Consider the following 15,852-nt stretch of genomic DNA (forward strand, 5'->3'; position numbering starts at 1 on the left):
GAAAATAAGAGCATAATATAAAAGAATTTAGGTGAAAGAACGTTGGCGAAAAGAAAAAGAAGAAGCAGGAAAAAGTCCTCCAACATTAAACAGACAATAAAATATGAATTGATCGGAATGCTTTTGATCGCACTCAGCTTAATAGCCATTATCCAGCTTGGTGCAGTCGGAAAGGCATTCGTTCTCTTTTTCCGTTTTTTCCTCGGTGAATGGTATATGCTCGCATTTATTGGCATGCTGCTTATTGCGGGATATATGATGATCAAGAGGGAAATGCCGAATTTCTTCTCAAGGAGACTTGCCGGTATATACATAATTTTAATCAGCACATTGCTCCTCAGCCATGTAAAGTTGTTTGAACTGCTCTCAAATGATGGAGCCTTTCAGAATCCGAGTGTAATTGCCAACACATGGGAGCTATACTGGATGGAAGTACGGGGAGAATCGAGTACGTCCGACCTTGGTGGAGGAATAATTGGAGCCATTCTATACGCAGTTTCCTTCTTTTTGTTCGAATCAGCTGGAACCAAAATCTTGTGCATGGCATTGATTGCGATTGGAATCGTTTTGATAACAGGTAAATCTTTCGGATCGGCCCTCGGCAAGATGGGCAATGCATCAACCGAATTTATCGGCAATCAATGGACAGCTTTTCGCGAGGATATGAAAGAGTGGAAAGAAGAACGGATCGAAAAGAAAGAAGAAAAACAACAGCGGAAAAAAGAACAAGTTAAGGAAAAAGAGGATGCTGTTTCAATAGGGGAGCAGGCCGAAGAAGTGAAAGTGGAGCCGATCATCTCCAGTTTCAATGAGAGAGCGTATCCTGAGGAATCAGCTCCAGTGCCTGCAGAAGGAGATCCTTCGACAGCAGATGAACAAACCGGAAAGGATACCGGCGAACCGCCATCTGAAGGGGACGAGGAGGCACCTCCTATTACCTTTACTGAGGTGGAGAATAAAGACTATAAACTTCCTCCTATTTCTTTATTAAACAGGCCGAGCCAGACCGACCAAAGCAATGAATACCAAATGATCCATGCGAATGCAGCCAAACTTGAACGCACATTCCAAAGCTTCGGTGTAAAAGCCAAGGTAACACAGGTTCATTTGGGGCCGGCTGTCACGAAATATGAAGTACATCCTGACACAGGTGTGAAAGTCAGCAAAATTGTCAATTTAAGCGATGATCTTGCTTTGGCACTTGCCGCAAAGGATATCAGGATTGAAGCGCCGATCCCGGGGAAATCCGCCATTGGAATCGAAGTGCCTAATTCCGAGGTTGCCATGGTTTCCTTAAGGGAAGTACTGGAGTCTAAATCGAATGATAAACCAAACTCAAAACTTTTGATCGGCCTCGGTCGTGACATAACCGGTGAAGCTGTACTGGCTGAACTGAATAAGATGCCCCATCTGCTTGTTGCCGGAGCGACAGGGAGCGGGAAAAGTGTATGTATTAACGGCATCATAACCAGTATCCTCATGAGAGCGAAACCGCATGAAGTCAAATTGATGATGATTGATCCCAAAATGGTTGAGCTCAATGTCTATAATGGTGTACCCCATCTGCTGGCACCGGTGGTTACGGATGCCAAGAAGGCATCTCAGGCATTAAAAAAAGTTGTGAGTGAAATGGAGAGAAGGTATGAGCTGTTCTCCCACACAGGTACCCGAAATATAGAAGGGTATAATGAATATATCAAGAGGCATAACAATGAAAACGAAGAAAAGCAGCCTGAGCTTCCTTATATCGTTGTCATCGTGGATGAGCTTGCCGATTTAATGATGGTAGCTTCAAGCGATGTGGAAGATGCCATTACACGTCTGGCGCAAATGGCCCGAGCTGCAGGGATCCATCTGATTATCGCTACACAGCGGCCATCTGTGGATGTAATCACAGGGGTCATCAAAGCAAATATCCCTTCCAGGATTGCATTTGCTGTTTCATCACAAACTGATTCCAGAACCATATTGGACAGCGGCGGGGCGGAGAAGCTTCTAGGCCGGGGAGATATGCTGTTTATTCCTGTCGGTGCGTCAAAACCGACAAGGGTACAGGGGGCATTTCTTTCCGATGATGAGGTTGAAGAAGTTGTAGACTATGTCATTGGCCAGCAAAGGGCCCAATATCAAGAAGAAATGATTCCGGATGAAGTACCGGAAGGAGACAGTGCTGCCTCTGTGGAAGATGATCTGTATGATGATGCTGTCCAACTTATTGCCGAAATGCAGACTGCTTCTGTGTCCATGCTGCAGAGAAGGTTTAGAATAGGGTATACAAGGGCCGCCAGATTGATCGATGCAATGGAAGAACGAGGGGTCGTCGGTCCATATGAAGGAAGTAAACCCAGAACAGTGTTAATCGGAAAGCCATCTGAAGAACACTCATCATAAGAGAATTTCTAACTGTCCGGAGACATTCCGGGCAGTTTTTTACTATTTTTTTATCAAAAAATGGGTAAAATCCTTTTGTATCAATAGAATAGCCTGTTAAGGTTAAAGGTGAAGATGTAAACGTTTTTTCGGCTGGAAAAAAATAAATTTAAAATTATGATGTCAGACCTCTAGCCTTCAGAAACATCAATGTGTTATACTTTTAAAAGCGTTTACATTAACCTTTCAGCTTTCAAAGTATTGTCATGGATAAATTTCCAAGCTTCAAAACCAGCCTTGTTTCGCAGTTGAAAATTTCGAAAGTTTTGATTTTCTTGTTTTTTCGACAAAAATCCAAGAATCTATTTATTTATTTTTTTAAAAATGATATAGTATTTTGGATTAGTAGGAAAGATATACATCATAGTCTGGTGTCTTGAGAAAAAATGGTGGTGGTTCTTGGATGACAATAAAAGCAGACAATAGGCATTTGTACTTACAAGTGATCGACCGTCTAAAAAAAGATATTGAGGAAGGCCTATATAAAGAGAAAGAAAAACTTCCTTCTGAATTCGATCTTGCAAAACAGCTTGGAGTTAGCCGGGCGACACTGAGAGAAGCTTTAAGGATTCTCGAAGAAGAAAATGTCATTATTCGCAGACACGGGGTTGGTACTTTCGTAAACGCTAAGCCGCTCTTTACTTCTGGTATCGAGCAGCTGAATAGTGTCACGAATATGATTAAGCAAGCAGGTATGGAACCTGGGACCATTTTCTTAAGCTCAAGTTTTCAAGGCCCGACAGATGAAGATATCCGTCGATTTACACTGGAAGAGGAAGAAGACATCGTGATGGTGGAACGTGTGAGAACAGCAAACGGGGAACCGGTTGTTTACTGTGTGGATAGGATGCCATCCAGTGTGTACCCGCAGAAATTCACCACGGATGTCAATTCACTTTTTCAAGTCTTAGAACAGGAAGAGAATAGGAGAATCGCCTACGCGGTAACGCAAATTGAACCATTGGGATATCATGAAAGAATTTCTCCAATACTCAATTGTGAACCGGAGTCAGCGCTGCTTGTCCTAAAGCAGCTGCACTTCGATGAACAGGATAATCCGATTCTTTATTCAGTGAATTATTTCCGTTCGGACAAGTTCAGCTTCCAAGTGTTAAGAAAGCGGGTCTGATCATTTCTGTAAGTTTATTTTTCTTACTACTATCAACATAATTAACAGGGGGTAACCAAGGTGAAAAAACGTAAATTTGGTTTAGCGCTTTCAATGGTTCTTGCGGCAGGTACAATTCTTGGTGCTTGCGGATCTAACAACAATGATACTGAAGATGTGGCACCGGCTAAAGATGGCCAAGCTGACAAATTCACTGCAGCAATGGTAACGGATGTCGGCGGTGTTGATGACAAATCTTTCAACCAATCTGCATGGGAAGGTCTTCAAGCATTCGGTGAGGACAATGGACTTGAAAAAGGCACTGATGGTTTTGACTATCTGCAATCAAAATCTGATGCAGACTATAAAACAAACTTAAATACAGCTGTACGTAACAACTTTGATCTAATCTATGGAATTGGATACAAATTGCAGCCTGCAATCGAAGAAGTTGCGAAACAACGTAAAGACAGCAATTTTGTAATCGTTGACAGTGTGATTGAAGGCATGGACAACGTAGCAAGTGTAACTTTCAAAGAGCATGAAGGTTCTTTCCTTGTTGGTGTAGTAGCAGGTCTTACTACTAAAACTAACAAAGTAGGATTCATCGGCGGTACTGACTCTGACCTTATCAACAAGTTTGCTGCTGGTTTCCAAGCTGGTGTGAAAGCTGTTAATCCGGACGCTGTAGTAGACATTCAGTTTGCTGGTGCTTTCGACAAAGCTGATAAAGGACAATCAATGGCTGCTTCTATGTACCAAGCTGGTAACGACATCATCTACCATGCTGCAGGCGGTACAGGAAACGGAGTATTCACTGAAGCTAAAAACCGTAAACAGCAAAACCCTGACCAAGAGCTATGGGTTATCGGTGTTGACCGTGACCAGGCTGCAGAAGGTGCTGTAACTGTTGATGGTGAAGAAATGAACGTAACATTGACTTCCATGGTTAAACGTGTAGATACTGCGGTAATCGACGTTGCTGAAAGAGCGATGAACGGTGAATTCCCTGGCGGGGAAATCGTAGAATACGGATTGGAAGATGACGGTGTAGGTATTGCTGCTACACAAGATAATCTTTCTGAAGACGTATTGGCTGCAGTTGACGAGTGGAAAGAAAAAATCGTTAACGGTGAAGTTGAAGTTCCAACTAAGCCTGAGTAATCTAAATAGCAATTTGTACCGGGGAGGGGTCATGAACCCTTTCTCCGGTTACTTTATGAAAATGTTTTAAATAAAAAGTAGAATTTTTTTATCGATTCTGCTTTTTATTTAGGATTTTTTCAGGGAGCAGCATCCCTTTTCCTAAAATTTTAAAGTCTGACCTCATACTTTAATAAACAGACTCTATTCATAGCAAGGAGTGAAACTGGGTGGAATATGTAATTGAAATGCTTAATATTCGCAAAGAATTCCCTGGTATAGTGGCTAATGATAATATCACTCTTCAATTAAAACAGGGAGAAATCCATGCGCTCCTGGGAGAAAATGGCGCTGGAAAATCGACTCTGATGAATGTTCTTTTCGGGCTTTATCAGCCGGAAAAGGGTGAAATTAAAGTCAATGGGAAGAGTGTGAAAATCACAAATCCAAATATCGCAAATGACCTTGGAATCGGAATGGTCCATCAGCATTTTATGCTTGTTGATACCTTTACGGTTACAGAAAATATCATTTTGGGTAAGGAGCCTAAATCAGGCGGCAAAATTGATATTAAGAAAGCAGAGCAGGAAGTACGCGAGATTTCAGACAGGTATGGATTGTCTGTTGACCCTCAAGCTAAAATTTCTGATATTTCTGTCGGTATGCAGCAACGTGTTGAGATCTTAAAAACACTATACCGTGGCGCCGAAATACTTATTTTCGATGAGCCTACCGCTGTATTGACACCGCAGGAGATCAAAGAGTTGATAGGAATCATGAAAACGTTGATTAAAGAAGGCAAATCAATCATTCTCATCACTCATAAATTGAAAGAAATTATGGAAGTCTGCGACCGCTGTACGGTAATCCGAAAAGGTGAAGGAATCGGAACTGTCAACGTGGCTGATACAGATGTGAATGAACTGGCAAGCCTGATGGTTGGACGTGAAGTGACGTTCTCTACAGAAAAGAGCGAAGCCCAACCGAAAGAAGCTGTCCTTGAAGTAAACGATCTGAGAGTGAAAGATTCACGGGGAGTAGAGGCTGTCCGTGGCTTGAATCTGACGGTAAGAGCCGGGGAAATCGTCGGTATTGCCGGGGTTGATGGAAATGGCCAATCCGAACTGATTGAAGCAATCACAGGTCTTCATAAAGCATCAAGCGGGACAGTCAAGTTGAATGGCAAGGAAATTCAGAACAATAAGCCAAGAAATATTACTGAATCAGGAGTAGCCCATATTCCTCAGGACCGTCATAAACATGGCCTTGTTCTCGATTTTCCAATCGGTGAAAATATGGTGCTTCAGACCTATTACCAAAAACCTTTTTCTAAGTCAGGCATCATGAATTTCAAACAGGTATATAAAAAAGCTGCTTCTTTAATTGGTGAATATGATGTCCGGACTCCAAGTGAGTATACGCTTGCTCGTGCTCTATCTGGAGGAAATCAGCAAAAGGCTATTATCGGGCGTGAGATTGACCGTAACCCGGATCTGCTGATTGCCGCACAGCCTACAAGGGGATTGGATGTCGGAGCAATCGAGTTCATCCATAAGCGCTTGATCGAACAGCGCGATAATAACAAAGCTGTCCTGTTAGTCTCTTTTGAGCTGGACGAAATCATCAATGTCAGCGACCGGATCGCCGTTATCTATGAAGGCGAGATAGTAGCTGTCGTTGACCCGAAAGAAACAACAGAACAGGAGTTAGGACTGTTGATGGCTGGTTCCAAACGCAAGAAAGAAGGTGACTCTGTCAATGTCTAATAAGTATCAGAATATTTTAATCCCTGTTATTTCAGTTATTCTTGGTTTGATTGCCGGTGCAATCATCATGCTGGTGACAGGTTATAACCCTATAGATGGTTATGCAGCCTTGTGGAACGGTGCTTTTGGTGACCGATTCTATGTAGGGGAAACATTGAGACAGGTAATCCCATACATTTTGGCTGGTTTGGCGGTTGCTTTTGCATTCCGTACCGGACTATTCAATATCGGGGTAGAAGGGCAGCTATTGGTTGGCTGGACTGCTGCAGTATGGGTCGGGATTGCCTTCGATCTTCCTAAAGTAATTCATTTGCCGGTATCTATCCTGGCTGCGGCCGCAGCAGGTGCACTATGGGGTCTGGTACCTGGTATTCTTAAAGCAAAATGGCGTGTGCATGAAGTAATTGTCACAATCATGATGAACTATATCGCACTATATACAACAAACTATTTAATCAGGAATGTTATCGCTGATGAAGCGGATGCTACAGACAGCATTGCAGAATCGGCGTCACTAAAGAGTGGGTTCTTTGAAACGATAACGGACTATTCTACACTTCATAATGGGATCTATTTAGCTGTCATCGCAGCCATTATCATGTGGTTTTTACTTGAAAAAACAACAACTGGTTATGAATTGCGTTCAGTTGGATTCAACCAGCATGCCTCTCAATATGCAGGTATGAACGTAAATAAGAATATTGTCTTATCAATGGTTATCTCAGGGGCTTTTGCCGGTCTTGCAGGTGCAATGGAAGGCCTCGGTACATTCGGTTTCGCTTTCTTGCATTCAAGCTTTTCGGGTGTCGGCTTTGATGGAATCGCTGTAGCCCTGCTTGGAGGAAACACAGCTATAGGTGTCATCCTGGCGGCAATCCTTTTTGGCGGATTAAAAGTGGGAGCATTGAATATGCCGCTTGAATCCGGTGTTCCAAATGAACTCGTAGAAATCGTCATTGCCTTGATCATCTTCTTTGTTGCATCAAGTTATATGATCAGATGGCTGCTGAATCGTACGAAAAAGGGGGTGAAATAAGTGGGTATCATGACAATATTGGAGATCATCATCTCTTCTTCATTGGTTGTAGCTGCTCCGCTTATTTTCACTGCATTAGGTGGAGTGTTCTCCGAGCGCTCCGGAGTAGTTAATATCGGACTTGAAGGACTAATGGTCATTGGAGCTTTTGCTGCCATTGTGTTCAACTTAACATTTGCTTCTACTTTTGGAGCTGCAACACCTTGGATCGCACTGCTTGCTGCAATGGCAGTCGGCGGTTTGCTATCACTTCTGCACGCGCTTGCATCTATCACCTTTCGTGCCGATCAAGTCGTCAGTGGTGTAGCGATTAACTTCCTTGCTCTCGGAGCGGGTCTATTCCTGGTAAAACTGATTTATGGAAAAGGCCAAACAGATATCATCCGTACTGAGTACAGCTTTAAAAAGGTGGATATACCTTTCTTGAGCGATATCCCGGTTATAGGGAACTTGTTCTTCAGCCGGGTGACTTATACAGCTTATATTGCAATCATTCTGGCCTTCGTCGTTTGGTATATCCTTTATAAAACTCCATTCGGTCTGAGATTGCGTTCTGTCGGTGAACATCCAATGGCTGCTGACACTATGGGGATCAATGTTACAAAAATGCGTTACATCGGTGTATTTTTATCCGGTTTGCTTGGCGGTCTTGGAGGTGCCGTTTATGCTCAATCCATTTCTTTGGATTTCAGTCACTCTACCATTACTGGACAAGGGTTCATGGCCCTTGCAGCCATGATTTTCGGTAAGTGGAATCCACTTGGGGCAATGGGTGCTGCGTTGTTCTTCGGCTTTGCTCAAAGTTTGAGTATTGTCGGATCAAGCATCCCGCTATTTGAAAATGTACCAAGCGTCTACTTGCAAATCGCACCATATGTATTAACGATTCTTGCCCTTGCAGGATTCATCGGACGTGCCGATGCACCAAAAGCTCTTGGTAATCCTTATATCAAAGGCAGCAGATAATACAATTATGAACGAGTGCAAAACCATTATGGTTTTGCGCTCGTTTTTTTACATCCTAGTCATCCTCATACAGATAAACTCAATAAAAGTGATCAATTTCCAATTCATCTCCTTTTGGATTTTAATAAGCCCCATAACGCATCATTACCTCTCTCCCTTTCCTTGAATCCGCTGAAAATTTAGTTTCAATATTTTTATGTGAAACTCCTTAAATTGTTTTAATGATCATTTCATTGTCTCCAATCCCCCTAATTTAGATGTTAAAGATTTATGGGTTGAGTCTAGTTTTTTGAATGTTGTTACCTTAGGTTGATTGAAGCGTAAGGTGTGTGATCTCCTGCGGGACTAGCGGGACAGGTGAGACCCCGCAGGCGAAGCCGAGGAGGCTCACCGCCCGCCCAGCGGAGTCACACGCCTGGAGCGGAAATCTACTCCTTATACAAAAATTTGAACTGTCTTACCTCATTACTGCATATAGTAAAATAATGACCACAATTTCAAATTGGTATGAGAGGTAAAAACTTGAAAACGTTAAAGTGTAACATGTATAGTAAAGGAGAATTTACCTCAAAATAAATATGATATTCAGGTTTTTTGATAGTGAATGGTGAGACACCATTTGAAATTTTGATTTGTAAGCAAAAGGAGGATGGCATATGTCTAAAGTCAATGAAGTAGTGAAAACGAAAGATGGTTATTCGTTACATATCGTAAAGACTGATAAATATAAGACAAACACTCTTGTTTGGAGAATGAAGTCTCCTTTGAAAGCAGAAGAAGTAACACTGCGGGGACTGCTGCCTCACGTACTCCAAAGCAGTTCCAGGAAGTATCCAAGCACAACGGCCCTCCGTTCTTATCTTGATGAACTCTATGGGGCAAATTTCTTTGTCGACCTGGCTAAAAAGGGTGAATATCATGTGATGAGCTTCTCGGTTGAGGTAGCCAATGAAAAATTCCTTAAAGATTCAGAGCCGCTGCTGAAAAAGGGACTGCAATTTTTAGCTGATGTCGTCTTTGACCCGAATGTTGAAAAGGGATCTTTTCATGAGGAGACAGTTGCAAAAGAGAAAAGAAATCAAAAGGTAAGGATCCAGTCCGTTTTTGATGACAAGATGAGGTATGCAAATTCCCGCCTGGTAGAAGAAATGTGCAAAGGGGAAGCTTATGCCCTCCATCCAAATGGAACTCTTGAAGATGTAGAAAAGTCTACGGCGGCAAGTCTTTTTAATTATTATCAGGAAGCCATCCAAAAGGATGAGCTTGATTTATATATTATCGGTGATGTCGATGCTGAAGAGGCTGAAAAAATGTGTGAGGAGATCTTTTCACTTCAAAACAGAGAAGCTGAGAAAGCGGACGCTTCAAATGCCAACACTGCCTCTGAGGTAAATGAATTCATAGAAAAACAGGATGTTAAACAAGGTAAGCTGAATATCGGGTATCGTACAAATGTCGCTTATGGGTCTGAAGATTACTGGGCTTTACAGGTCTTTAACGGTATTTTCGGCGGATTTTCACATTCCAAGTTATTCATTAACGTCCGTGAAAAGGCAAGTCTTGCTTACTATGCAGCTAGCAGGCTTGAAAGCCACAAGGGACTGATGATGGTAATGTCCGGAATTGATGCTAAAAATTATGATCAGGCCGTGACGATCATTAAAGAACAATTGCAGGCGATGAAGAATGGGGAATTTACAGATGCCGAAATCCAGCAGACAAAGGCGGTCATCCGCAATCAGATCCTTGAAACAATAGACACTCCACGCGGATTGGTCGAGATCCTATATCATAATGTTGTTTCCGGGAAAAAGATCCAATTGGATGAATGGCTCGGCAGTATCGAACAAGTGTCCAAAGAGGATATCACGGCAGTGGCGCAAAAAGTAAACATGGATACCATCTATTTTCTTACAGGAATGGAGGGATAAAATATGGAAAAAATCTCATTTGATCAGCTTCAGGAAGAGTTATTTTATGAAAAAATGGATAATGGCCTTCAAGTTTACGTCCTTCCAAAAAAGGGCTTTAATAAAACGTACGCTACTTTCACAACCAAATACGGATCGATAGATAATCACTTTGTGCCAAAGGGAAGCACAGAATTCACAAAGGTTCCTGATGGCATTGCCCATTTCCTTGAGCATAAGCTTTTTGAAAAAGAAGATGAGGACGTATTTCAGAAATTCAGTAAGCAGGGCGCCTCTGCAAATGCCTTTACCTCTTTTACAAGGACTGCATATTTATTTTCTTCTACTTCTGATGTTGAGAAGAACTTAGAAACGCTGATTGATTTTGTTCAGGCCCCATATTTTACGGAAAGTACTGTTGAAAAAGAAAAAGGTATCATCGGCCAGGAAATCACAATGTATGATGATAATGCCGACTGGCGCCTGTATTTTGGTGTAATCCAGAACATGTATAAAAACCATCCGGTAAAAATTGATATAGCCGGGACAATTGAATCCATTTCCCATATAACAAAGGATATGCTGTATCAGTGCTATGAAACCTTTTATCATCCGAGCAACATGCTTATGTTCATAGTCGGGCCTGTTAATCCGGAAGACATCATTCAGCAGGTGAAAAATAATCAAAGTAAAAAAGACTATAAAGAGATGGATGAAATTAAGCGGGAGTTTGATGATGAGCCTGTACAAGTGGATCAGGAAAAGCAGGTCCTGCACATGAACGTCCAGACTCCAAAGTGCCTTGTAGGTGTTAAAGCTGTAAACACGGAACGGCAAGGGGAAGAAATGCTGAAGAATGAGCTTTCGATGAACATCGCATTGGATATGCTTTTTGGTAAAAGCTCCGAGAATTATTTCTCTTTATATAATGACGGTCTTATCGATGAAACGTTCCACTTTGACTTTACTCAGGAAAAAGGCTTTGGATTTGCCATTCTTGGAGGAGATACTGAGAAACCGGATGAACTTGCAGACCGTATCAAGGAGATCCTCCTAAATGCAAAAGAAGGCAGCACCTTAACAAAAGAGGCCCTTGAGCGGACGAAGAAAAAGAAAATCGGCGCCTTCTTAAGAGCGATCAATTCTCCTGAATATATAGCTAACCAGTTTACGCGTTATGCATTCAATGAGATGAATTTATTCAATGTGGTGCCTACATTGGAAAAGATCACTTTCAATGATATCCAATCTGTGGTTGGCGAACTTTTTGAAGAGGAAAGATTTACTGTTTGTCAGGTTCTTCCAAAAGGGAAATGATGATCATTTAAAAAAGGGGAGGAATCCCCTTTTTTATTTTGGAAAATAAAGAAAAGAATGAAGGAGAAGGAGAGCATGAGGAAATTTGCTTTAATAACCGGAGCATCGGGAGGGATTGGGAAGCAGACAGCTTTTACATTGGCCCAACAAGGCTGGAGCCTTTATCTTCACTACCATTCAAGTGAAGATGGAATAAAACGTCTCCTTCAGGATCTTAGTCGATATGACGGGGAATTTATACCCGTAAAAGCAGACTTAACCGCTGGAGATGGGGCGGAAACACTTCTTTCTCAGGTTTTTCATGTGGATGCTGTAATTTATGCAAGCGGCAGACCGCTGTACGGGTTGTTTCAGGATACTAAAGAGCACGAGATGGATGAGATGTGGAACCTCCATGTAAAGTCGCCCATGAGAATTCTTCAGGCGCTTCTGCCCAAGTTATTCAACAGCGACATCGGCAGTGCTGTTATTGTCAGTTCCATTTGGGGTCAGACAGGAGCGGCATGTGAAGTGCTGTATTCAACTGTAAAAGGAGCGCAGATTGCTTTGGTTAAATCATTAAGCAAAGAATTGGCCAGGAACAACATCAGAGTTAATGCGGTTGCCCCTGGAGCTGTGAATACAGATATGATGAACAGCTTTTCTGCCGAGGAGCTGAATGAGATTTCGGATGAAATCCCAATGGGAAGAATGGCTGAACCAGTTGAAGTCGCTCAAACTATTGAATTTTTGGTTTCACCGAAGTCTTCCTATATTACTGGACAAGTCCTTGCCGTCAATGGAGGATGGTACACCTGATTAACAGCAGATTTTTTAATTGGGCACATGAATATTTTCCTTTAGAAGATGCAAACTAAGGTTGTATTTCAATAAGAAATGCATTCAAGGCCTTTAATCTGCAGAATGAGGCCTGTAATAAAGCATGACTTATAAGGAGGCTCCATTTATGTCTGTACTTGATAACTGGCAAGATTGGAAAAACTTTTTGGGTGACCGTTTGAATCAAGCACAAAGTGAAGGGATGCAGGGCGGTGTAGTTTCAGACCTTGCATACCAAGTTGGTGATTATCTGGCTAACCAAGTTGAACCGAAGAATGAGCAGGAAAAAGTCCTTGCCGATCTTTGGTCTGTTGCTTCCACTGAAGAGCAGCATGCCATTGCAAGCATGATGGTCAAACTGGTTAAGAATGACGGCACTCGCTAAGAGAGGATTGATTCCTCTCTTTTTTTTATTGTCTCTGATGTGCTGTACCGTATTATTTTCTGCTGTACTTGAAAGTTCTGAAAAGATAATATCTCTTGACCATATTTTCGAACAACTACACTATCCGCTGAGTTATCTATGGCTTTGTTCTAAGAGAATGTTGTTTAACTTTTAATTTTTTCAGGATTTTGTTACAAAAATGATTGGAGCGGAAGGTGCACGACCTCCTGCGGGATTAGCGGGACAGGTGAGACCCCGCAGGCGCAGCCGAGGAGGCTCAACGCCCGCCCCGCGGAGTCGTGAACCTGTAGCGGAAATCAACTATTTAACAATCTGTAAAGACCTATGTACTGTTTACAAATCTTATTGAATGTGCCTGATATGATTTGTTTTTCGACTTGAAGGGTAAGATGAATATGAAATGACTAAATATTAGTCTCATTTGTAAGGTTTTCCTTTTCTAATAAAGGAAAATCATTTATTATAGAAGCTAATGAGACATGACTTAGACTCTGATTTTCAGGATTGATGCAGAGATTTGTCGAATGCAAATGTCACTTTCACATGCGGAGGGATTTTATGGAACGAAAAGAATGGTATTTAGAATATGAAATTCAAAAAAACCGTCCTGGACTCCTTGGTGACATTTCTTCATTGCTTGGTATGCTTTCAATCAATATTGTCACAATTAATGGTGTGGATGAAGGCCGGAGGGGCATGCTGCTTTTGGCAAACAGCGATGAGCAGATCACCAGGCTTGAATCGATATTGCAGACAATGGATACGATAAATGTAACAAAGCTTCGAGAACCCAAATTAAGGGACCGTCTGGCAGTAAGGCACGGCCGGTATATCCAAAGGGACGCGGATGACAAGAAGACTTTCAGGTTCATCAGGGATGAACTTGGATTATTGGTGGATTTCATGGCGGAACTGTTCAAACAGGAAGGACATAAGCTTGTAGGGATACGAGGTATGCCGCGAGTCGGGAAAACAGAATCCGTTGTGGCCTCTTCTGTTTGTGCAAACAAGAAATGGCTGTTTGTTTCTTCGACTTTATTGAAACAAACGATCCGGAGCCAGCTGATTGACGATGAGTATTCTTCAGAGAATATCTTCCTCATCGATGGAATTGTCTCAACCAGGAGAGCGAATGAACGCCATTGGCAGCTGGTCAGGGAAATCATGAGGCTTTCCGCTGTCAAGGTAATCGAGCATCCTGACATCTTTGTGCAGAATTCTGAATACTCGCTGGATGATTTCGATTATATTATTGAGCTTCGAAATGACCCTGATGAAGAAATTACATATGATTTGGTGGAAAAGAACAACTTCTTCCAGAATTCTGATTTTGGAGGATTCGATTTTTAAAATTGGCAGGTGTTTGTTTTGACTGAACTAGGAACACGACTCAGAGAAGCTCGTGAAGCAAAAGGATATTCCCTGGATGACTTGCAGAATATGACCAAAATTCAAAAGCGTTATTTAATGGGAATTGAAGAAGGAAATTATGATATGATGCCCGGCAAGTTCTATGTCAGGGCATTCATAAAGCAATACGCAGAAGCAGTTGCTCTGGACCCTGAAATGCTCTTTGCAGAATACCCTAATGACATACCAGTGACGAATACGAACGACCTTCCGGAACTTTCAAGAGTTCAATCCAGGAAGCCCGTTTCCCAAAGCTCATCTAAAGTCATGAACGTAATTCCCAAAATTCTTGTCGCCCTTTTTGTCATTGGTGCCATCTTTGTGGTATGGTACTTGCTCCCAAATCAAATTGGTAATGACAATGCGGGAACTGATGATAATCAGGAAGAGTCTGTTAATTTATCTGAATCTGATGAAGTACAGGAGCCTGAAGAAGAGGGTGAAGGTACTGAAGAATCCGCTGATGAAGGAAGTGATTCCGGCGGCTCAGAAACCGGCCAAAATGAAGAAGAAACGGAAGAACCCGCAGAGGAACCTGCCCAGGAAATTACTGTTGCAAATGTAAGCGGCAAAGAAACCACGTATGACTTGAAAAACACAGAGGACTTCAACCTGGAAATTTCAGCAACCGGGGATACCTGGATTGGTGTATATAATTCCAAGGATGAACAGCTTTTCAACCAGATGATGAATGAGGGTAATACTCAAACCTTCGATCTCTCACAAGATGGAGAAGCATTCATCATTGTCGGTAATGCTTCAGCAACCAATATCAAGGTTAATGGAGAACAAATCAGTTATGAAGTATCACCGACGGAAGTCGTAAGACAGGACATCATTATCAGGCGTTCTGCGCAGGAATAGTCACCATGTGGCTATTCTGTTTTGTTATGATTTAAGGAGGTAGTAAGAGTGAATTTACCAAATAAAATTACTGTGTCGAGGATTTTTTTGATTCCGCTATTCATGATCATCATGCTTTATCCATTTGATTGGGGAACAATCTCCATTCTTGGTGCAGACATGCCTGTAACACATTTCGCTGGTGGCCTTTTGTTTATAATCGCTTCCACGACAGACTGGATTGACGGGTACTATGCCCGTAAACTGAACATGGTCACTAACCTGGGGAAATTTTTGGATCCCCTGGCAGATAAGCTTCTTGTTTCTGCCGCACTGATTATATTGGTGGAGTTGGGCTTTGCTCCTTCTTGGATTGTCATCATTATTATCAGCAGGGAATTTGCTGTAACAGGATTGAGGTTGGTCCTTGCCGGAACAGGTGAAGTAGTAGCAGCCAACATGCTTGGTAAGATTAAAACCTGGGCTCAGATCATTGCCATTTCATCCCTGCTCCTGCATAATATTATTTTTGAAGCGATTTCGATTCCATTTGATGTGATTGCTTTATGGATCGCAATGTTAATTACAATCTGGTCCGGCTGGGAATATTTCTATAAGAACCGCCAGGCATTTGTAAATTCTAAGTAATGACTCCGAAGCCCGCCATTCTTTCATGATGGTTTAGGGCTTCTTTTTTG

At 42.1% G+C, this 15,852-nt stretch carries 13 protein-coding genes; all 13 read left to right on the forward strand.

Annotation, left to right across the window (positions count from 1 at the left end):
• Positions 1–42 precede the first annotated feature (42 nt).
• The 13 genes from ACOJQI_RS08115 (at position 43) to pgsA (ending at position 15,802) form a co-directional block, all read left to right on the forward strand.
• The gene (locus tag ACOJQI_RS08115; RefSeq protein ID WP_421384679.1) at positions 43–2,391 is read left to right on the forward strand and encodes a DNA translocase FtsK; all 2,349 of its coding nucleotides are present in this window, start codon (positions 43–45) and stop codon (positions 2,389–2,391) included.
• A 442-nt stretch (positions 2,392–2,833) separates the two neighbouring features.
• Positions 2,834–3,559: a GntR family transcriptional regulator gene (locus ACOJQI_RS08120; protein WP_421384680.1), complete on the forward strand. Its 726-nt coding sequence runs from the start codon at positions 2,834–2,836 to the stop codon at positions 3,557–3,559.
• A gap of 60 nt (positions 3,560–3,619) precedes the next feature.
• The gene (locus ACOJQI_RS08125; RefSeq protein WP_421384682.1) at positions 3,620–4,702 is read left to right on the forward strand and encodes a BMP family lipoprotein; all 1,083 of its coding nucleotides are present in this window, start codon (positions 3,620–3,622) and stop codon (positions 4,700–4,702) included.
• Between the two features lie 209 nt (positions 4,703–4,911).
• Positions 4,912–6,447 (forward strand): ABC transporter ATP-binding protein, encoded by a 1,536-nt coding sequence (locus ACOJQI_RS08130; protein WP_421384684.1) that lies wholly within the window; start codon positions 4,912–4,914, stop codon positions 6,445–6,447.
• A complete protein-coding gene (locus ACOJQI_RS08135) occupies positions 6,440–7,483 on the forward strand; it encodes an ABC transporter permease (protein WP_421384686.1) in 1,044 nt (347 codons plus the stop codon). The genes ACOJQI_RS08130 and ACOJQI_RS08135 overlap by 8 nt, the downstream gene beginning before the upstream one ends.
• The gene (locus ACOJQI_RS08140; RefSeq protein WP_421384688.1) at positions 7,484–8,449 is read left to right on the forward strand and encodes an ABC transporter permease; all 966 of its coding nucleotides are present in this window, start codon (positions 7,484–7,486) and stop codon (positions 8,447–8,449) included.
• A 656-nt stretch (positions 8,450–9,105) separates the two neighbouring features.
• Positions 9,106–10,380, forward strand: a complete 1,275-nt coding sequence (gene yfmF, locus ACOJQI_RS08145; RefSeq protein ID WP_421384690.1) for an EF-P 5-aminopentanol modification-associated protein YfmF — start codon at positions 9,106–9,108, stop codon at positions 10,378–10,380.
• 3 nt (positions 10,381–10,383) lie between these two features.
• Positions 10,384–11,676 (forward strand): EF-P 5-aminopentanol modification-associated protein YfmH, encoded by a 1,293-nt coding sequence (gene yfmH, locus ACOJQI_RS08150; RefSeq protein WP_421384692.1) that lies wholly within the window; start codon positions 10,384–10,386, stop codon positions 11,674–11,676.
• Positions 11,677–11,751: 75 nt separating this feature from the next.
• The gene (ymfI, locus tag ACOJQI_RS08155; protein WP_421384694.1) at positions 11,752–12,474 is read left to right on the forward strand and encodes an elongation factor P 5-aminopentanone reductase; all 723 of its coding nucleotides are present in this window, start codon (positions 11,752–11,754) and stop codon (positions 12,472–12,474) included.
• 148 nt (positions 12,475–12,622) lie between these two features.
• A complete protein-coding gene (locus tag ACOJQI_RS08160; RefSeq protein ID WP_421384696.1) occupies positions 12,623–12,880 on the forward strand; it encodes a DUF3243 domain-containing protein in 258 nt (85 codons plus the stop codon).
• Between the two features lie 579 nt (positions 12,881–13,459).
• Positions 13,460–14,251, forward strand: coding sequence for a DUF3388 domain-containing protein (locus ACOJQI_RS08165; protein ID WP_006837460.1), 792 nt, complete (start codon positions 13,460–13,462; stop codon positions 14,249–14,251).
• A 9-nt stretch (positions 14,252–14,260) separates the two neighbouring features.
• On the forward strand, positions 14,261–15,175 hold the full coding sequence (locus tag ACOJQI_RS08170; RefSeq protein WP_421384698.1) for a helix-turn-helix domain-containing protein: 915 nt from the start codon (positions 14,261–14,263) through the stop codon (positions 15,173–15,175).
• A gap of 48 nt (positions 15,176–15,223) precedes the next feature.
• Positions 15,224–15,802 carry a CDP-diacylglycerol--glycerol-3-phosphate 3-phosphatidyltransferase gene (gene pgsA / locus ACOJQI_RS08175; RefSeq protein WP_421384700.1) on the forward strand — a complete coding sequence of 193 codons (579 nt, stop codon included), beginning with the start codon at positions 15,224–15,226 and terminating at the stop codon, positions 15,800–15,802.
• Positions 15,803–15,852: the final 50 nt, after the last annotated feature.

This window comes from Bacillus salacetis (genome assembly GCF_049177075.1).
In the GTDB taxonomy this organism is placed as follows: Bacteria; Bacillota; Bacilli; order Bacillales; family Bacillaceae_B; genus Rossellomorea; species Rossellomorea salacetis_A.

Coding starts and splice junctions, on each gene's coding strand:
- ACOJQI_RS08120 (WP_421384680.1), top strand. CDS start 2,834: ATGACAATAAAAGCAGACAATAGGCATTTGTACTTACAAGTGATCGAC.
- ACOJQI_RS08135 (WP_421384686.1), top strand. CDS start 6,440: ATGTCTAATAAGTATCAGAATATTTTAATCCCTGTTATTTCAGTTATT.
- yfmF (WP_421384690.1), top strand. CDS start 9,106: ATGTCTAAAGTCAATGAAGTAGTGAAAACGAAAGATGGTTATTCGTTA.
- yfmH (WP_421384692.1), top strand. CDS start 10,384: ATGGAAAAAATCTCATTTGATCAGCTTCAGGAAGAGTTATTTTATGAA.
- ymfI (WP_421384694.1), top strand. CDS start 11,752: ATGAGGAAATTTGCTTTAATAACCGGAGCATCGGGAGGGATTGGGAAG.
- ACOJQI_RS08160 (WP_421384696.1), top strand. CDS start 12,623: ATGTCTGTACTTGATAACTGGCAAGATTGGAAAAACTTTTTGGGTGAC.
- ACOJQI_RS08165 (WP_006837460.1), top strand. CDS start 13,460: ATGGAACGAAAAGAATGGTATTTAGAATATGAAATTCAAAAAAACCGT.